General features: G+C 68.1%; 16 protein-coding genes and 1 rRNA gene. 7 read left to right on the top strand and 10 right to left on the bottom strand.

Annotation, left to right across the window (positions count from 1 at the left end):
• Positions 1 to 87: 87 nt before the first annotated feature.
• From lpdA to ACFVIV_RS26700, 3 genes are read right to left on the bottom strand one after another with little or no spacing between them, the layout of a single operon-like run.
• Positions 88 to 1,491, bottom strand: coding sequence for a dihydrolipoyl dehydrogenase (lpdA, locus tag ACFVIV_RS26710; protein ID WP_379200842.1), 1,404 nt, complete (start codon positions 1,489 to 1,491; stop codon positions 88 to 90).
• Positions 1,492 to 1,550: 59 nt separating this feature from the next.
• Positions 1,551 to 1,859 carry a nuclear transport factor 2 family protein gene (locus ACFVIV_RS26705; protein ID WP_379200840.1) on the bottom strand — a complete coding sequence of 103 codons (309 nt, stop codon included), beginning with the start codon at positions 1,857 to 1,859 and terminating at the stop codon, positions 1,551 to 1,553.
• A 57-nt stretch (positions 1,860 to 1,916) separates the two neighbouring features.
• Positions 1,917 to 2,930: a dipeptidase gene (locus ACFVIV_RS26700; protein WP_379200838.1), complete on the bottom strand. Its 1,014-nt coding sequence runs from the start codon at positions 2,928 to 2,930 to the stop codon at positions 1,917 to 1,919.
• 83 nt (positions 2,931 to 3,013) lie between these two features.
• On the opposite strand from ACFVIV_RS26700, the gene ACFVIV_RS26695 reads away from it, so the two are divergent.
• Together ACFVIV_RS26695 and ACFVIV_RS26690 are read left to right on the top strand one after the other, a co-directional pair.
• Positions 3,014 to 4,288 (top strand): AraC family transcriptional regulator ligand-binding domain-containing protein, encoded by a 1,275-nt coding sequence (locus ACFVIV_RS26695; protein ID WP_379200836.1) that lies wholly within the window; start codon positions 3,014 to 3,016, stop codon positions 4,286 to 4,288.
• A gap of 44 nt (positions 4,289 to 4,332) precedes the next feature.
• The gene (locus ACFVIV_RS26690; RefSeq protein WP_379200834.1) at positions 4,333 to 6,378 is read left to right on the top strand and encodes a prolyl oligopeptidase family protein; all 2,046 of its coding nucleotides are present in this window, start codon (positions 4,333 to 4,335) and stop codon (positions 6,376 to 6,378) included.
• A gap of 15 nt (positions 6,379 to 6,393) precedes the next feature.
• On the opposite strand, the gene ACFVIV_RS26685 is transcribed toward ACFVIV_RS26690, so the two are convergent.
• The 3 genes from ACFVIV_RS26685 to ACFVIV_RS26675 all read right to left on the bottom strand — a co-directional run bounded on the left by ACFVIV_RS26685 (position 6,394) and on the right by ACFVIV_RS26675 (position 9,279).
• Positions 6,394 to 7,254 (bottom strand): alpha/beta fold hydrolase, encoded by an 861-nt coding sequence (locus ACFVIV_RS26685; protein ID WP_379200833.1) that lies wholly within the window; start codon positions 7,252 to 7,254, stop codon positions 6,394 to 6,396.
• 98 nt (positions 7,255 to 7,352) lie between these two features.
• Positions 7,353 to 7,985, bottom strand: a complete 633-nt coding sequence (locus ACFVIV_RS26680) for a TetR/AcrR family transcriptional regulator (protein WP_379200831.1) — start codon at positions 7,983 to 7,985, stop codon at positions 7,353 to 7,355.
• 283 nt (positions 7,986 to 8,268) lie between these two features.
• Positions 8,269 to 9,279, bottom strand: coding sequence for an RNA polymerase subunit sigma-70 (locus ACFVIV_RS26675; protein ID WP_379200830.1), 1,011 nt, complete (start codon positions 9,277 to 9,279; stop codon positions 8,269 to 8,271).
• 112 nt (positions 9,280 to 9,391) lie between these two features.
• Between ACFVIV_RS26675 and ACFVIV_RS26670 the strand changes: the two genes are divergently transcribed.
• A complete protein-coding gene (locus ACFVIV_RS26670; protein ID WP_379200828.1) occupies positions 9,392 to 9,766 on the top strand; it encodes a nuclear transport factor 2 family protein in 375 nt (124 codons plus the stop codon).
• A gap of 31 nt (positions 9,767 to 9,797) precedes the next feature.
• Entirely contained in the window at positions 9,798 to 10,280 is a 483-nt protein-coding gene (locus ACFVIV_RS26665; RefSeq protein ID WP_379200826.1) for an LOG family protein, read from the top strand.
• Here the strand turns inward: ACFVIV_RS26665 and ACFVIV_RS26660 are convergent.
• On the bottom strand, positions 10,269 to 10,907 hold the full coding sequence (locus ACFVIV_RS26660; RefSeq protein WP_379200824.1) for an HAD family hydrolase: 639 nt from the start codon (positions 10,905 to 10,907) through the stop codon (positions 10,269 to 10,271). The genes ACFVIV_RS26665 and ACFVIV_RS26660 overlap by 12 nt on opposite strands.
• 117 nt (positions 10,908 to 11,024) lie before the next feature.
• Here ACFVIV_RS26660 and ACFVIV_RS26655 point away from each other — a divergent pair, with 117 nt between their 5' ends.
• On the top strand, positions 11,025 to 11,852 hold the full coding sequence (locus tag ACFVIV_RS26655) for a GNAT family N-acetyltransferase (protein ID WP_379201077.1): 828 nt from the start codon (positions 11,025 to 11,027) through the stop codon (positions 11,850 to 11,852).
• 165 nt (positions 11,853 to 12,017) lie between these two features.
• Here ACFVIV_RS26655 and fusA read toward each other — a convergent pair whose 3' ends face one another.
• Positions 12,018 to 14,048, bottom strand: a complete 2,031-nt coding sequence (gene fusA, locus ACFVIV_RS26650) for an elongation factor G (RefSeq protein ID WP_379200822.1) — start codon at positions 14,046 to 14,048, stop codon at positions 12,018 to 12,020.
• Between the two features lie 425 nt (positions 14,049 to 14,473).
• Between fusA and ACFVIV_RS26645 the strand changes: the two genes are divergently transcribed.
• The gene (locus tag ACFVIV_RS26645) at positions 14,474 to 14,881 is read left to right on the top strand and encodes a hypothetical protein (RefSeq protein ID WP_379200820.1); all 408 of its coding nucleotides are present in this window, start codon (positions 14,474 to 14,476) and stop codon (positions 14,879 to 14,881) included.
• Here the strand turns inward: ACFVIV_RS26645 and ACFVIV_RS26640 are convergent.
• Entirely contained in the window at positions 14,856 to 16,322 is a 1,467-nt protein-coding gene (locus ACFVIV_RS26640; RefSeq protein WP_379200818.1) for an MFS transporter, read from the bottom strand. The genes ACFVIV_RS26645 and ACFVIV_RS26640 overlap by 26 nt on opposite strands.
• A gap of 138 nt (positions 16,323 to 16,460) precedes the next feature.
• Between ACFVIV_RS26640 and ACFVIV_RS26635 the strand changes: the two genes are divergently transcribed.
• A complete protein-coding gene (locus tag ACFVIV_RS26635; protein ID WP_379200816.1) occupies positions 16,461 to 17,408 on the top strand; it encodes a sigma-70 family RNA polymerase sigma factor in 948 nt (315 codons plus the stop codon).
• A 48-nt stretch (positions 17,409 to 17,456) separates the two neighbouring features.
• On the opposite strand, the gene rrf is transcribed toward ACFVIV_RS26635, so the two are convergent.
• Positions 17,457 to 17,573, bottom strand: a 5S ribosomal RNA gene (gene rrf, locus ACFVIV_RS26630).
• Between the last annotated feature and the right edge of the window lie 195 nt (positions 17,574 to 17,768).

Genomic DNA, 17,768 nt, shown 5'->3' with positions numbered 1-17,768 from the left:
GGCTTACCCCCCACCCAACCTAACGCGGCCGGGCGCCTGTTTTTTCCGCTGGCCCCGGGCCGGTGTCGTCGTCCCCGGGGAGCTCGATCAGAAGTTGATCATGTGGCCCGCGAGGCCGTGGATGGCCTCCTGCAGCGCCTCGCTCAGGGTCGGGTGGGTGTGCACATTGCGGGCCAGCTCGTTGACCGTGAGATCCCACTTCTGGGCCAGGGTCAGCTCGGGCAGCAGCTCCGAGACGTCCGGGCCGATGAGGTGGCCGCCGAGCAGTTCGCCGTACTTGGTGTCGGAGATCAGCTTCACGAAGCCCTGCGCGTCGCCGAGGCCGTGCGCCTTGCCGTTCGCGGTGAACGGGAAGGTAGCGACCTTGACGTCGTAGCCCTCGTCCCTGGCCTGCTGCTCGGTGAGGCCGAAGGAGGCGACCTGCGGCTGGCAGAAGGTGGCGCGCGGCATCATGCGGTAGTCGCCCAGGGTCAGGGTCTCCGCGCCGGCGATGGTCTCGGCGGCGACCACGCCCTGCGCCTCGGCCACGTGCGCCAGCTGCAGCTTGGCGGTGACGTCGCCGATGGCGTAGATGCCCGGCACATTGGTGCGCATATTGTCGTCGATGGCGATGGCGCCGCGGTCGGTCAGCTGCACGCCGGTGTTCTCCAGGCCGTAACCCTCCACCCGCGGCGCGAAGCCGACGGCCTGCAGCACCTTGTCGACGGTGACCGTCTCGATGTTTCCGGTCTTGTTGTCCTTGATGGCGACGGTGACCTTCGAGCCGTCGTCGTCGATGGACTGCACGGCCGCACCGGTGGTGATGGTGATGCCGAGCTTCTTGTACGCCTTGGTGATCTCCTTGGAGACGTCGGCGTCCTCATTGGGCAGGGCGCGGTCGAGGAATTCGACGATGCGCACGTCCACGCCGTAGTTCTTGAGGACGTAGCCGAACTCCATGCCGATGGCGCCCGCGCCCACGATGAGGATCGAGCCCGGCAGATCACGGGTGAGGATCTGCTCCTCATAGGTGACCACGTTCGCGGACAGCGAGGTGCCCGGCAGCAGCTTGGTCACGGTGCCGGTCGCGATGATCACGTTGTCGAACGTGATCTCCTCGGAGCCGCCCTTGCTCAGCTCGACCGAGAGCGACTTGGGACCGGTGAAGGTGCCCTTGCCGTCGAACTCGTCGATCTTGTTCTTCTTCATCAGGAAGTGGACGCCCTTGACGCGGCCGTCCGCCACCTTGCGACTGCGATCGAAAGCCACACCGAAGTCGAAGCTCGCCTGGCCGTTGATGCCGAAGGTCTTCGCTTCCTTGGTGAAAATATGGGCCAGCTCAGCATTGCGCAGCAGTGCCTTGGACGGAATGCAGCCCACGTTCAGGCACACGCCACCCCAGTATTTCTGCTCGACGATTGCTGTTCGCAGGCCGAGTTGAGCGGCACGAATCGCGGCGACATAACCGCCGGGACCAGCGCCGAGAACGACGACATCGTAGTGGGAAGTCACGCCACCGAGCCTAACCCTGCTGTCCAGATCGCACTCAGCCATCCCCCGGGTCCGTGAGATCAGGCTTGGCCGGTCTCGAATCGGCTGATCAGGCCGTCGCGGACGGTGAACCGCCAGGCGGTGCGCATCGACCCCCAGCGGTCATTGCTGTAGTCGGCGACGAATTCGGTGGGCCCGCCGATCGATTCGACCTTCATCCGGCCATTGGTGGCGAAGATCTCCGAATCGGTCCACTGGGCCAGATTCCGCTCGGCCCCGTCATCGGACATGCTGGCGTCGGCGGTCAGCGTCTTGAAGAAGGCGTCCGCATCGTGGGCATTGACGGCCTCCACGAACTTCTGCACGGTCGGATCCAGCTGTGCGGTCATGCGTTCCTCCGTCTCGATCGGTGAGCAGAACACAACAGCGAACAACCGGCAACGAGTCTAGCGCCAGACCTGCCGGGCGACCCGGGCGAAGTTCTCGCCGAAGACGGCGGCGCGGTCGGCGGCGGAGAAGCCGCGCGCGGCCAGCAGTTCGTTCAGGCCGGGCACCTCGGATTCGCCGAGCAGATCCTCCGGCGGCGTCCATTGCAGCGGGCCCCAGCGGCTGTAGTCCTCGGAGAACTTCTCCGGATTCGCGGCCACCATGTCGTTGAAGTCGTCCGCGTCGAAGGAGTAGTCGGAGCTGACCCCGATGTGCTCGATGCCGACCAACTCCGCCCCGTAGACGATGTGGTCCGCCATGGCCGCCACGCGCTCCGCCCGTTCGGCGGGCTTGTTGCGGCCCAGGAAGATTCCGACGCCATTGATGCCGATCACCCCGCCGGTGGCGGCGCAGGCGCGCGCCTGATCGTCGGTGATATTGCGCGGATGTTCCCACAGCGCGGCGAAATTCGAGTGGCTGTAGATCATCGGGACGCTGCTGAGCTCGGCGATGTCCAGCCCGCTGCGCCGCGAACAGTGTGAACCGTCGGCGAATACGCCGACCTCGTTCAGCTTCCGGATCAGATCGCGGCCGTAGCCGGTGAGCCCGGTGTCCTCGGTATCGAGGCACCCGCAGCCCGCCGCATTGGCGTAGTTGTAGGTGGGCAGCAGCGAGCGCAGGCCCAGGTCGTGGAAGAGCTCGACATTGTCCAGCTCACCGTCCAGGGGATTGGAGTCCTCCAGGTCGAAGGCGAGCGCGATGGCATCGCCCGGATCCTGCTCCGGCGCGGGCCAGGCGTCCTCGATCGTCTCCACCAGCCGGAATCGCCCGTCCGCCAGCGCATCCCGGCGAAAGTTCTCCGCCAGTTCCACCGCATCCCTGGCGGACTGCGGCGCATACCCGATATTCACCGACAGATAGGACCCGAGCGGATACCGGGCCAGCTCCTTGATATCGGCCGACAGCAGCAGCGGCAGGCAGCAGTGCTGCTCCCACAGCCGCGGCCGGAGCTGGTCGGAAACCTGGTGCGGCAATCCGGACCTCCTGAGCGGATCGGCGTCGAAACAGCAATGCTACTGAGCGCACCCCTCCGGCGCCGTTCACTACAGTTGGCCCGGTGGACCCGCTCGACCGCACGGTATCGACCCAGCTCATCCGGCTGGTGCGCGATGCGGCCCGGCGCGCGGGCGCGGATCCGGCCCAGCTGTCCGCCGTCCACGGCGTCGACGACGCCACCTTGTCCGGCGAGCTGAACCGCGTTCCACTGGATTCCCTGATCCGCCTGTGGGAGTCGATCGCCCATGCGCGACCGGAGCCGGGGGCCGGGGTGGCCGTCGCCGCGAGCGCACCGCTGGGCACCCTCACCACCTGGGACTATCTGGTGACCACCGGATCCACGCTGGCCGAATCACTGCGCGCGGCCCAGCCCTATCACCGGGTGGTCACCGCCGCCGGCGAATGCTTCGACCTGCACGCCGACGGCGATCTCACCGTCGGCTACCGCACCACAGCGGGCGATCCGGCCGTCGCGGCCGTGGTCAACGAGTACGTGCTCGCCTACTACCTGCGCCGCGCCCGCGAGGCCACCGGCCGCCCGGTGCGCGCCCAGCGCGTCACCTTCGGTCATCCAGCGCCGCAGAATCATTCGGCGCTGATCGAGGCCTTCGGCACCGACCGCATCGAATTCGGCGCTCCCGACGACAGCATCACCTTTCGCCGCCGCCGACGCCACCGCACCCCTGCACCGCGCCGATCCGGTCCTCGGGGATCTGCTGCGCAGCCACGCCGACCTGGTGCTGGCCAGTTCCCGCCCGATCCCCGACACCTTGGAATCCTTCCGCACCGCGCTGACCCACGCCCTGGCCCACGGCGACCTCACCCTGGACACCGTGGCCCGCCGCCTGCTCACCAGCCGCCGCACCTTGCAGCGCCAACTCGCGGACGAGGGCGGCGCGATGAATTCGGGTTCGACGCGGCCATCGACTACCGGGCCGGGGATCTGACCGGGCAGCTGGCGGTGGCCGCGCCGGAGGGCATCGACGTGTATCTCGACAGCGTCGGCGGCGAACATCTGCGGGTCGCGATCGAGGCCATCCGGCAGCACGGGCGGATCGCGCTGGTCGGCGCGATCCGCGGGTACAACGGTGCGGCGGCCGGGCAGGCTCCGGATCTGTATCGCGCGGCCACCAAGGAGGTCACCCTGCGCGGCATGCTCGTCAGCAGCTATTTTCCGCGGTTCGGCGAGTACATCGGCAAGGCGGCCGGCTGGCTGGCGGACGGGACGCTGCGCACCCGGGAAACCGTGTACCAGGGCCTCGAACAGGCACCCGCGGCATTCCTCGGCGTGCTGTCGGGAGCCAATACCGGCAAGATGCTGGTTCGCCTCGGGTGAACGCCGGTCCCCCCGCCCGGCACTGTTTCGGCAACAATGTGGGCATGACCGGTGTCGGGGAGAACGAAGACCAGTACCTGTGGCTGGAAGAAGTCACCAGTGACCGCGCCCTGGATTGGGCGCGGGCGCACAACGAGGTGGTGATCGACCGGTTCGCCTCCTCGGACCGGTTCACCGAGCTGGAATCGCGCATTCTGGCCATGCTCGATACCGACACCCGCATCGCCTATCCGGGCCGCCGCGGCCGCTGGCTCTACAACTTCTGGCGCGACGGCGAGCACGCCAAGGGCCTGTGGCGGCGCACCACCTTCGCCGAGTACGCCAAGGACGATCCGGAGTGGGAGGTGCTGATCGATCTGGACGCCCTCGCCGCCGACGAGGACGAGAACTGGGTGTGGGGCGGGGCGGCCGTGCTGCGGCCCGAGCAGTCGCGGGCGCTCATCAGCCTCTCGCGCGGCGGCGCGGACGCCAAGGTGGTGCGCGAATTCGATATCGACACCAAGACTTTCATCGCACCGGAGGACGGCGGCTTCTACCTTCCCGAGGCCAAATCGGAAATTCGCTGGATCGACCTCGACTCGGTGTATGTGGGAACCGATTTCGGGCCGGGCTCGCTCACCGATTCCGGTTATCCGCGCATTGCCAAGCGCTGGCGGCGCGGCACCCCGCTGACCGAGGCGGAGATCGTGTTCGAGGGCGAGCCCTCGGATGTGGCCGTATCCGCGGGCTACGACCGGACCCCCGGCTACGAACGGCATTTCGTCGGCCGCGCCACCGACTTCTTCAACGAGGAGGTCTTCCTCCTCGAATCCGATGGCACGCTGCGGCATATCGACGTCCCCACCGACGCCTCCGAATCCTGGTACAAGGATTGGCTGCTGGTCCGCCTCAAGCAACCGTGGGAGATCGGCGGCGCCACTTACCCGTCGGGTGCGCTGCTGGGCATGAATTTCGAGCGATTCCTCTCCGGCGCACGCGATTTCGACATCTTGTTCACCCCGGACGAGCACACCGCGCTGCACGGTTACGGCTGGACCGAGAACCACCTGCTGCTCATCACCCTCGAAGACGTGCAGACCAAGCTGCACGTCCTCACCCCCGGCCCGGACGGCTGGACGCGCGAGCCCCTCGCCGATGCCCCGCCCATGGCCACCACCAGCGTCATGAACCTGGATCCGCTCGAGGGCGGCGATGAATTCATGCTCTCCACAAGCGGTTTCACCAGCCCCACCACGCTCATGTCCGCGTCGGTGGGCGGCGCCACCGAGGTGCTCAAGAAGGAACCCGAATTCTTCGACGCCGCAGGCGTGGAGACCGAGCAATTCTTCGCCACCTCCGACGACGGCACCCGGATCCCGTATTTCGTTATCCGCCACCGCGACAGCAAGAACAAGCCCGGCCCCACCGTCATGTCCGGCTACGGCGGCTTCGAGGTCTCCCGCACCCCCGCCTACAGCGGGGCGTCGGGCATGGGCTGGCTGGAGCGCGGCGGCACCTGGGTCATGACCAATATCCGCGGCGGCGGCGAATACGGTCCGGAATGGCACACCGCCGTGCAGAAGGCCAACCGGCACAAGGTGTACGAGGATTTCGCCGCGGTCGCCAAGGATCTCGTCGCCCGGGGCATCACCACCCACGATCAGCTGGGCGCGGTCGGCGGCAGCAATGGCGGGCTGCTCATGGGCGTCATGCTCACCCGCTATCCGGAATTGTTCGGCGCCATCGTCTGCCAGGTGCCGCTGCTGGATATGAAGCGCTATCACCTGCTGCTCGCGGGCGCGTCCTGGATCGCCGAATACGGCGACCCGGACAAGCCGGAGGAATGGGAGTACATCTCGAAGTACTCGCCGTACCAGAACACCGATCCGGCACGGCAATACCCGCCGATCCTGCTCACCACCTCCACCCGCGACGACCGCGTCCATCCCGGCCACGCCCGGAAGATGGCCGCGCTCTTGGAATCCCAGGGCCGCGACATCTGGTACTACGAGAACATCGAAGGCGGCCACGGCGGCGCGGCGGACAACAAGCAGTCCGCGTTCCAGGCCGCGCTCATCTACGAGTTCTTCGCCAATACCCTCATCAAGTAGCCCGGCGGAGCCGGATCAGCGGTCGCGCAGCCACTTCTCGACGCAGTCCACCGTCGAGGCGGGATCGCTGATCCACCCGTTGTGCCCGAGCGGGGCCGGGTTGTGCCAGGTGGTGATGTCGGCATGGGGAAGTTTGTCGAGCAGGTGCCGGGCCGACCCGGGCGGAGTGAGATCGTCGCCGGCCAGGGTGATGGACAGGACCGGCAGTTTCAGCCGCGCAATGCGCTCCTCGTAGTCGATATCCGCTCCGGCGGGCTCGAATCGGCCCGAGCGGGCCAGCCGCGCCCAGTCGGCGATGAGGACCTTCGACTGCCGCCCGAACCCGCCGGCGGTGATCGTGTCGCCGGGCCAGAACCCGGCGAGGTTGGCGGTCAACGAGATCGCGGCGCTGCCCAACAGGAATCCGGGCGCGGCCAGCCCCCGATAGCCGCGATGGTACGGCGTCCCGGAGGCGACCAGGATCAGCCCGCCGAGCCGCCCGCGAATGCGGGAGGCGTACATGACGCCCAGCTGCCCGCCCATGCTGTGCCCGAGCAGATACGGCGTGCTGTCCGGAAATCGGTCGCGCACTACGGAGAACATCGCCGGGAAATCCACCGACACCAATTCCTGATACCCGTAGCTACTCGACGGCCCCGGTTTCGGCTCACTGTCACCGTTTCCACGCAACTCCAGCAACGCCACATCGAAGCCCCGTGCCGCCAAAGGCATTCCGAACAGCGAATAGAATTCCCCCGGCACCCCCAGCCCGGGCACGATCACCACCACGGGCCGCGGCGCATCCGGCGTGATGGCATGCCGATGCGCACCTTTCGCCGGAATCAAGCGCACCGGGACGGTCGTTCCGTCCGGCATCCGAATCGGCACAGTCTCCATGCCGCGCACGCTACCCCCGCATATGAGGCCGCCGTCGGCGCGACACCACGAAGTGGATGCCGGTGCGGCCGACGGCGGTTGGCGGGTGGGGGAAGGAATCAGGCGCTGACGGCGCCCATGATGATGCGGCGGAGCACGCGGATGACATCGTCGAGCGGCGGCCGCGGCTCGGAGCCGCTCCAGGCGTCGACGACGTAGTTGACCGCGCCGATAATCGCCAGCACGCGCATTTCGTAGTCACCGGGCGGGATTTCGCCGTGCATGGCGGCATCCTCGGCGGCGCTGGCGAGTAGCGCGCCCCAGGCGCGGCGCAGCTCCAGGCGGAACTTCTCGACCTTGGGCCCCGCGCCGACGACCTCGACGAGCGCGACCCGCGCCTTGCGCGGATCACGCCCAATCGACTCGATGTAGGCGCGCACGGCCGCATCGATGATGTCGATCGCACTGGCGTCGGAATGCTCGGCGATGGTGGCGGCCACGGCTTCCCGCGATTCGCGGTCGATCTGTTCGTACAGCTCGAGTAGCAGCGATTCGCGCCCGGTGAACTCCTCGTAGAACTGCCGCGAGGAGAGTCCGGCGTCCTTGCAGATGGCGCCGACGCTGCTGTTGGCGTAACCGTCTCGCGCGAACACCGTCAGCCCCGACTCCAGAAAACGCGCACGACGCTGCCGTTGCCGGTCTTCTACGGGCTGCCCGGCGTACATTCTTCCCGCGTTCGTTTCCTGTGACATTGCGCCAGACAATACCGAAGGGCCCGATCCCCTCGTCATGGATCGGGCCCTTCGTTTGCACCTCCGGCATACCGCGCGATAGCCGAAAGTTGGCTCAGTGCCTCGAGCAGCTATGACGCATCCACGGGCGGCCGGTTTTGGCAGGGGTACCGCCCGGGATCGGAACGCGGGTCGGGGGGAGACCCGGGGTCCGTTGTCGCATTAGCCCGAAAGTCACTGATCATTTGCCATTCAACACGATACAGAGCGGGCGAACCGGACGGAATACTTTTGCAGGATAATCTTAGAACTTATTTTTCCGCCCTCGGGCGACGTCCTGGTCACCCGCACGGGCATCGAGCCCGAAGGCGAGGAGCAGCTCGGTTGGCGAGAAGTGCGTGAGCGCGGAGAGACGGTTGCCGGACAGTGTGAGCACCAGCAATCCGGACAGCTCGAACGCCTCCGTATCGTCACGCACCGAGTAGATGGCGAGAGCGGGCTGGGTATTTGCGCGAATCGCCTTAAGCCGCACCGGATATCCAAAGCGAACAATCGGAATGGATTGCAGGAAAACGGCAATCGCATCCCGGCCGCGATAAGCGTGCGGATAAGGCGGCATGGTCAGCCAGGCGTCATCGGTCAGCAACTCGACCATGCCGTCCACATCACGATTGCTGAACGCCTCCGAGAAACGCTGGGTGAGCGCGCGTTCGGCGGCCGAACCGGACGCCGGCGGCCGCTCGCCCGGCGCGCGCAGCGCATCCAAAGTCGCGCGGGCGCGCTGCAGCGCCGCCTTCACCGCGGCCGGGCTGGTGCCGAGCAGCTCGGCGGCCTCCGCCCCGGAGAACTCCAGCACCTCGCGCAGCACCAGCACGGCCGCCTGCCGCGGCGGTAGCTGCTGCAATGCCACAATGAAGGCCAGCTCCACCGATTCCCGGTTCTGATACCGCTTTTCGGGGTCGGCATCGAGCAGCTCATCCGGATACGGCTGCAACCATTGGATCTCGTCGCGCGCGGTGGGCTCGGGCACCTCGAAGGGGATGGGCTGCACGGGATGCCGCCGCGAGCTGCGCATGACATTCAGCGCGCGATTGGTCGCGATCCGGTACAGCCAGGTCCGCACCGAGGACCGCTGCTCGAACTCCGCCAGCCCGCGCCAGGCCGCGAGCAGCGTCTCCTGCACCACGTCCTCGGCATCCTGCAGCGAGCCGAGCAGCCGGTAGCAGTGCAGCTGCAATTCCCGCCGGTACGGATCGGTGAGTTCGCGGAACGCCTGCTCATCCCCCGCACAAGCCGCCGTGAGCACCTCGGTCATGGCCCCATCCTCACACCTGCCACCGACAACGGCGCGGCGTGCACCGGTCCGTTCCCGCGGCCGCCGGTGTCTATCCCTTCGTCCCCCTTTCACAGGAAACGAGGTAACCGACATGACCGCACCCACCGCCGCCCTCCAGCTGGCCCGCGCCTACTGGGAGGCCTGGACCGGCCACGACGTGGACAAGGCGCTGACCTACATCGCCCCCGACGTCGTCTGCGACACCCCCGGCGGCCGCATCGAGGGCGTGGACGCCTTCCGCGGCTTCCTCGCCCCCTTCGTGGAAACGCTGCAACGCGCCGAACTGCTGGCCGCCTACGGCGACGACACCACCGCGCTGATCATGTACGACACCGTGACCCCGCTGGTGGCGCACGCACCCGCCGCGGAACTCGTGACGATCGAGAACGGCCTGATCACCAAGAGCCGCTTCATCTTCGATCGCCTGCCCTTCGAAACGGCGCGCGCGGCGCTCGGCGAAGGCTGATCCACCGCTCGGCGGCGTAGCCTGAATGGCCATGCCGGCCATTCAGGTAGCGGTCTGCGGGCCGCGCGACTGCACGCAGCTCGAGACCGCGCACGCCGCCGAGGTCGGGCGACTACTCGCCGAGGCCGGTGCCACCGTGCTGTGCGGCGGCGGCACCGGTGTCATGGCGGCCGTCGCCGAAGGCGCTTCCCGCGCAGGCGGTCTCGTCATCGGCGTGCGGCCCGACAGCGACCGCGCCGGGGCCTGCGCGGGACTGTCCGCGGTGCTGTACACGAATATGGGCGAAGCCCGCAATGCCATCCTGGTGGCCTCCGCCGACGCCGTCATCGTCATCGGCGGCTCCTGGGGCACGCTGTCGGAACTGGCGCTCGCCAATCACCGCCGCCGGATACCCATTGTGTCCCTGCGGGGTTGGCGGATCCTCGACGCCGAGGGCCGCCCGGTGCCCGCCGCCCTCCCCGCCAAGGATCCGCTCGAAGCCGTGACGCTGGCGCTGGATCCGCTACCCCTCTAAGTGCCGCGCGAACCAGGCCGGGAATTCGGTGAGATCGGCGAGCACCACATCCGCGCCCTCGGCCGACAATTCCTCCGCCGCATAGGGACCGGTCGTCACCGCCACCGAGAACGCGCCCGCCGCCTTCGCGCCGCGGACGTCGCCGAGATGGTCGCCGACGAAAATGGACGCCCCGTGCTCGCGCAGCACCGTGCCCTTCTCCTCCGCCCACACACCGCCGACCAGATCATCCACCTCCAGGCCGAGATGATCGACGTGCAGCTGCGCCTGCGGGCCGTTCTTGGCGGTGATCACCAGCACCCGGCCACCGGTCTTGTGCACGGCCGCGATGGCGTCGACCACGCCCGGCAGCAGACCGGACGGATGTATCGCGAGGTCCGGATACAGCTCGCGATAGCGCGCCACCACCCCGGGCACCTGGTCCTGCGGAAACCATTCCGCGGCCTCCTGTGCCAGCGGCGGGCCCAGGCGCGACACCACCAGTTCGGAGTCGATCGGCACGCCGGTCTCGGCGGCGACCGCATCCCACACCGCGGCAATGCCGGGGCGGGAATCGATGAGCGTCATATCCAGGTCGAACCCGACGACGGGTCCGTTCGAGCCGTCCACCGGTTGATCATGAGCCACCCACCGACCATACGTTCGGCGCGCCGTCCGCCGCGACGCGCCTCCCCACCGCATATTCGCTGGCTGCGGGTCATCGCCCGGCATACCCTCGGAGAAATGAGCGACGCCCGCCGATCCCTGTTCTGCAGTACCGAACTCGCCGCCCGCCTCGAAGGCGTCGACACGGAATTGATCATCGCCGGTAGCGCCGCCGCGGCGGCCCGGCGGCCGGGCGGGGATGGGTTCACCATCCCGATCGCCGGCGGTGTCGCGGCCTTCGCGGAGGAGGGATCCCCGCTGGACAAGGTGGCCGGGCTCGGTTTCGCGGGTGTCCCCGAACCGGCCGAGCTCGACGCCATCGAAGCGCGCTACGCCGAACGCAAGACCCCCGTCCAGGTCGAGCTGGCCCACCTCGCCGATCCGGCCCTCGCCGAACTCTTCACCGGTCGCGGCTATCGGCTCGTCAACTTCGAGAACGTCCTCGGCCGCACCCTGCACGACGACCCGGCGACCGTCCGCCCCGCGGGCATCGAGATCCGCCCCAGCGACGACAGCGAATTCGATCTCTGGATCGATATCGCCGCCGAGGGCTTCGCCAATCCCGACACCCAGGGCGTGGCCTCGCACGAGGAATTCCCCCGCGACATCCTCGCCAATGCCATGCGCGACATCACCGCGGCCGCCGGCGTCCAGCGCTTCCTCGCCCTCCGCGACGGCGAGACGGCCGGTTGCGCCAGCATGCGCATCTCCCGGGGCGTAGCCCAGCTCACCGGCGCCACCACCCGCCCCGCGCACCGTCGCCACGGCATCCAATCCGCCCTGCTCGCAACCCGTCTCGGCCTTGCGAAGGCAGCGGGCTGCGATATCGCCGTCATCACCACCCAGCCCGGCTCGAAATCCCAGCAGAACGCCCAGCGCAGCGGCTTCGACCTGCTCTACACCCGCGCCATCCTCGTCAAGGACTGAAGCGCCGCGCCCCGTGGTGATACCGGTGGCGAACCGATCGGAGGATCGATCCGTCACCGGGCGGTGCTCACCGCGCGTGCAAGGCTCACCGGGCCGAGCGCACGCCCACCGTGCAGGTGCCGGCTCACCGTGTCGGCGCGAGGCCCAGCCCGTCGGCGCGGGGGTTCACCGTGTCGGCGCGAGGGCGTAACCCTGCGGCCTCGTGGTGAAGGTGCCGCGGCCTTGTGTGCGGCTGCGCAAACGTGTTGCATAGCCGAACAACTCGGCGAGCGGCACCGCTGCCGTCACCACCGCGGACCCGGTACGGGTGACCGAACCGGTGACGCGGCCGCGCCGGCCGGCGAGATCACCCAGTACCGCGCCCACGAACTCCTCCGGCGCGGTGACCGTCAGCTCCACGATCGGCTCCAGCAGTCCGATCACGCTGGTGCGCAGCGCTTCTCGAAGCCCGAGGCGACCCGCGGCACGGAACGCCAACTCCGAGGAGTCCTTCGAGTGCGTGGCCCCGTCGGTCAGGGTGATCCGCACACCGGTCACCGGGTGACCGTCGAGCGGTCCCGCAGCCAGGGCGTCCCGGCAGCCGGCCTCGACCGCCCGCACGAACTCGGCGGGTACGCGACCGCCGACCACGGTGGAGCGGAACTCCATACCCGTGGTCCCCGGCTCGCCCAGCGGTTCCACATCGAACACGATGTGCGCCCACTGCCCCGCGCCACCATCCTGCTTGACGTGCCGGTACACCATCCCGGACACGCCGCGCAGCACGGTCTCCCGGTACGCGACCTGCGGACGACCCACGCTCACCGCAATCCCGCGATCCCGGCGGATCTTCTCCACCGCGACCTCCAGGTGCAGCTCACCCAGCCCGGACAGCAGCGTCTGCCCGGTCTCGGCATCCGTGCGCACCACCAGCGAGGAATCCTCCTCGGCCAGCCGCGCCAGCGCCACCGCCAGCCGCTCCGCCTCGGCATTGTCCCGGGCCTCCACCGCGACCGACACCACCGGCTCCGCCACCGTGGGCGGTTCCAGCAGCACCGGCGCCGCGGCCGCGCACAAGGTCGTGCCGACCCGTGCCGCCTTCGGACCGACCAGGGCGACAATGTCACCGGCCACGGCCGATTCCACCTCCTCGTGCCGGTCGGCCTGCACCCGCAGAATCCGCGACACCCGTTCGCGCCGATGCGTTCCCGCATCCAGCACGGTGTCGCCCTTGCCCAGCACACCGGAGTACAGGCGCACGAAGGTGAGCCTGCCGGTATTCGTGACATGCACCTTGAACACCAGCGCCGCAAGCGATTCCGCGGGATCGGCGGCGAGTTCGACGGCACCGCCGCGCACCGGCGGCCGATCCAGCGGCGACGGCAGGTACGCCACCACCGCGTCCAGCAACGGCTCGACCCCGATATCCCGATAGGCCGCACCACACAGCACCGGCACGATCTCACCCTTCAGGGTCAGCTCGCGCAGCGCCGCGCCCAGCATGGCGTCCGGTATCGCCGAGGTCGTGACGAATTCCTCCAGTGCGGCCGAATGCCGTTCCGCGACCGCTTCTTCCAGCTCCTTCCTACCGAGCCGAGCCGCTTCGGCGAGACCATCCGGAATCGGAACCGCCGTCGGTGTGCCCGCTTCCCAGACGAGAGCGCGCATCCGCACCAGATCCACCACACCGGTGAATCCGCCCTCGGCGCCGATCGGCAGTTGCACCGGCACGGCCGCGGCGTGCAGCCGCGTCCGCATGGACGCCACCGCGGCGCCGAAATCGGCTCCAGCACGGTCCATCTTGTTCACGAACGCGATCCGCGGAACGCCGTACCCATCGGCCCGCCGCCACACGGATTCACTCTGCGGCTCGACCCCCGCCACCGCATCGAATACGGCAACGGCCCCATCGAGCACCCGCAGCGACCGCTCCACCTCATCGGAGAAGTCCACATGCCCCGGGGTATCGATCACCGTGAGCCGGTGCGCATCCCATTCACACGCGACAGCGGCCGCGAAGATCGTGATGCCCCGCTCCCGCTCCTGCGCATCGAAATCGGTGACGGTGGTCCCGTCGTGCACCTCCCCGTGCTTGTGAATAACCCCGGCCAGGTACAGCATTCGCTCGGTGACGGTGGTCTTCCCCGCATCCACGTGCGCGAGGATTCCGAGATTGCGAACAGCAGCCGGATTCTTACGAGAAACATTGGTACGCACAGTCTTCAGCCCTTCGTGCTGATCCAGAACAGAACAGCGCGATTCCCGGACGACGCCGCACGAACGGCGCCCACCCACTCAGGGGTCAGGAGTAACGAATCGCCCGGGTACTCAGTACCGGCCGCGCAGCCGGCACCGAACCGGCGAAGACACCAGGATCACCTCGAACCGCGAACGGGCGGCCACGGCGGCGGAACGATCACGCATCACCGGCTCCCTTCCTGGTCGAGTAGTGGCCACACGGTAACAGCCGGAGCGGAATCCGGTCATCCAATTTTTCGCGGGCACAGCGGATCCGGTGTCAGCGACCGTGTCAGCGCCGTGTCAATGCGCTGTCAGCGGGGCAGGCGATCGTAGTTCTCGTCAACAACGGCGAGCACAACGCCCGCCGGCCAGAACAGCACAGATCACAAGGAGCCACCGCCATGACCATCACCGCCGCCCTCACCGACCAGGACAAGGCCACCCTGCGCACCGCCGCCTACGGCGCGGTCTCGCTCATGTCGGCCACCGGGGGAGCGCACAAGTCCTCCACCGCCGCCAGCATCGCCCTCACCTCGGCGACCGGCCTGGCGGGACATGTGCTCGCCTCCGCCAAGGCCAAGGACATCAAGCTGAAGGGCAAGAATGTCGCCGAACTCGCCGACCAGGTGCTGCCGGCCCTGAGTGCCGCGGTGCAGCTGCTCGAGCAGCAGGATCCGGCCGAGGCCGAGAACTTCCGCCGGATCGTGCTCGTCGCCATCGATGCCGCCGACCACGCCCGCAAGGGGCAGGCCGGGCCCATCGCCGCCGAGATGGCGCGCAAGATCACCGCGGCTCTCGGCCTCGCGTGATCGGTTCCGGCACCGGCCGCACCGAGCCGGTGCGCGACGGCCCGGAAGCCCCGAGGGCTTCCGGGCCGTGCTGCGTGGGCAGCGCCAAGGCCACCACCGCGCCGAGCAGCGACAGCGCCGCGCCGACCGCGACCGCGGGGACGAACCCTGCGGTGAAGTCGGACACGGAGCCATAACCGCCGAAACCGGCGAAAACCGCTACCGCCACGGCGATTCCGAAGACGCCGCCGAGTTCGCGCATCATGCTGTTGGCGCCCGCGGCCTTGCCGATCGAACCGTGCTCGACCGCACCGACCACCGCACTCTGGGCGGTCGGAATCGCCATGGAGACACCGATTCCCGACACCACCAGCGGTGGCACCAGCGCACCGTAGGTCATGCCGGGTTCGGCTATGAGGGCTATCCAAGCCATGCCTGCCGCTTGCAAGAGCAGGCCCACCGCCATGATCGGCCGTTCGCCGACGCGGTCGGCCAGCGCGCCGGCCACCGGGGCGCAGCAGAACAGCGTCAAAGTCCACGGCAGCAGGCGCAGGCCCGCGCCCAGCGGGCCGTATTCGAAGACCAGTTGCATGAATTGCGCGTAGAAGAAGACCGCGCCGAACAGGGCCGCGAAGGTCAGGAAGATCGCGGTATTGCCCGCCGCGAAGCCGCGGGAAGTGAACATGCGAATCGGGAACATCGGTGTGGGCGTGCGGGATTCCCAGATCGCGAAGGCGACCAGCAGAATGAGGCCGCCGCCGAGGGTCAGCAGGATCTCGGGGGACGACCAACCCGCGATATTGCCGCGGACCAGGCCCCAGACGACACCCAGTGCGCCGGCGGTGACCAGGAGTAGGCCCCTGGCGTCGATGTCCGTGTCGGAGCCGCGACTCTCCGGAATGCGGGTCAGCGCCAAGGGGATCGCGATCAATCCGAGGGGCACGTTGATCCAGAAGATCCACTGCCAGGACAAGCCCTCCGCGATCGCGCCGCCGACGAGGGGACCGCAGGCGACCGCCAAACCGGTTACGCCTTCCAGGATTCCGATCGCCATGCCGCGGCGCTCGGCCGGGAAGGCCGCGCTGACCAGCGCCAGCGCCAGGCTCATGATGAGGGCCGCGCCGACGCCCTGGAGGACGCGCGCCGCGATCAGGAGGCCGACCGATTCCGCTACCGCGCAGGCGGCCGAACCCGCGACGAAGATGCCCAGTCCGGTCGCGAACATGCGGCGGCGGCCGAAGCGGTCGCCGAGTACCGCGGCGGTGATCAGGAGTACCGCGAAGCTGAGGTTGTAGCCGTTGACCGTCCATTCCAGGGTGGCCAGGGAGGCGTTCAGGTCCTCCCGGATGGTGCCGAGGGCGGTCGCGACGACCAGGGTGTCCAGGGCCGCCATCATCGACGCGATGGCGGCGAGCGCGAGCACCCAGCGCTGCGTCGCCCGCGAAACTGTCGGTGTACTCACGAGATTCCTTCCGATCGGAGCGTCACAGATACCGACCGGCGGGAAGCGGAAAGTCATCGTGCCCGGACCGATGACTTCCGGGTGCGCGGGCGGTCGATATAGGAGGGGCCCGCACGTGCCCGGCCGAAAGGACTGCGGATGATCGATACCGAAGAGTTCGCCGCGCGCACCACGCCGTATCGGCGGGAACTGCTCGCCCACTGCTATCGCATGCTCGGGTCGGTCGACGATGCCGAGGATCTGGTGCAGGAGACCATGCTGCGGGCCTGGCGCGGCTACCGCGAATTCGAAGAGCGGGCTTCGATGCGAACCTGGCTGTACCGCATCGCCACCAATGCCTGCCTCAATGCGCTCGAACACAGCAGCCGGCGGGTGCTGCCGTCCGGGCTCACCGGACCCTCCGCGCATCCCGAGAAGATCGGCGCCGACGCGGATACGGTGCCCTGGCTGCAACCCATGCCGGATGTCCTGATCGAACCCGAGACCACCGATCCCGCCGCCATCATTACCGCCCGGCACGATACGCGGCTCGCGCTCATCGCCGTCTGGCAGCACCTGCCGCCGCGCCAGCGCGCCGTGCTCATCCTGCGAGATGTACTGCGCTGGAAGGCCGGTGAGGTCGCCGAGCTGCTCGGCACCACGCCCGCGGCGGTCAACAGCACCCTGCAGCGTGCGCACGCCACCCTCGCCGATCGCAAGACCGAGGAGGAGCAGATCACCGAACCCGACGATCCGGCCGTCCGGGTGGTGCTCGACCGCTGGGCGGCGGCCTTCGAATCGTTCGACACCGAGGCCTTGGCGAATCTGCTGAAGACAGAAGCGGTCTGGGAGATGCCGCCGATCCGCGAATGGTTCACCGGTAGGGACACCATCATCGAGCTGATCACCACTCAGTGCCCATCCCAGGCCGGTGGTGCGCGCATGATCCCGGCGACTGCCAATGGCCAGCCCGCGTTCGCGCTGTACCTGAACGGGGAAGCCCATTCGATTCAGGTGCTGACCGTGACGCCGGCGGGCGTCGAAAGGGTTGTGGCATTTCATGGTTCCGAACGGTTCGAGCCATTCGGACTACCGAAATCCTTGTAGATACGCGAAAGGCCCCCAGCAGATTGCTGGGGGCCTTTGCGAATGATGTTCCGGCGGTGTCCTACTCTCCCACACCCTGTCGAGTGCAGTACCATCGGCGCAGGTGGCCTTAGCTTCCGGGTTCGGAATGGGACCGGGCGTTTCCCCACCGCTATAGCCGCCGTAACTCTATGAAACTAAGGGGGCTCCGGGGGCTTAGCCCCCGAAACTCCCCACACGGTCGGAGACCGGAGCCTCCAACACAGTGTGTGTTGTTTCAGATACCGCACAGTGGACGCGTAGCTTCTTTGTTGGTAAGTCCTCGGCCTATTAGTACCGGTCACCTGCATCTGTTACCAGACTTCCAGTTCCGGCCTATCA

Origin of the sequence: Nocardia sp. NPDC127526 (assembly GCF_042672265.1) — a bacterium.
Classification (GTDB): Bacteria; Actinomycetota; Actinomycetes; order Mycobacteriales; family Mycobacteriaceae; genus Nocardia.
This window is presented reverse-complemented; position numbering and strand designations above follow the sequence as displayed.

What these genes read in the sequence shown, in the direction of transcription:
- ACFVIV_RS26705 (WP_379200840.1), bottom strand. Translation starts at nt 1,859, where the DNA reads ATGACCGCACAGCTGGATCCGACCGTGCAGAAGTTCGTGGAGGCCGTC.
- ACFVIV_RS26690 (WP_379200834.1), top strand. Translation starts at nt 4,333, where the DNA reads ATGACCGGTGTCGGGGAGAACGAAGACCAGTACCTGTGGCTGGAAGAA.
- ACFVIV_RS26685 (WP_379200833.1), bottom strand. Translation starts at nt 7,254, where the DNA reads ATGGAGACTGTGCCGATTCGGATGCCGGACGGAACGACCGTCCCGGTG.
- ACFVIV_RS26680 (WP_379200831.1), bottom strand. Translation starts at nt 7,985, where the DNA reads ATGTCACAGGAAACGAACGCGGGAAGAATGTACGCCGGGCAGCCCGTA.
- ACFVIV_RS26675 (WP_379200830.1), bottom strand. Translation starts at nt 9,279, where the DNA reads ATGACCGAGGTGCTCACGGCGGCTTGTGCGGGGGATGAGCAGGCGTTC.
- ACFVIV_RS26670 (WP_379200828.1), top strand. Translation starts at nt 9,392, where the DNA reads ATGACCGCACCCACCGCCGCCCTCCAGCTGGCCCGCGCCTACTGGGAG.
- ACFVIV_RS26665 (WP_379200826.1), top strand. Translation starts at nt 9,798, where the DNA reads ATGCCGGCCATTCAGGTAGCGGTCTGCGGGCCGCGCGACTGCACGCAG.
- ACFVIV_RS26645 (WP_379200820.1), top strand. Translation starts at nt 14,474, where the DNA reads ATGACCATCACCGCCGCCCTCACCGACCAGGACAAGGCCACCCTGCGC.
- ACFVIV_RS26635 (WP_379200816.1), top strand. Translation starts at nt 16,461, where the DNA reads ATGATCGATACCGAAGAGTTCGCCGCGCGCACCACGCCGTATCGGCGG.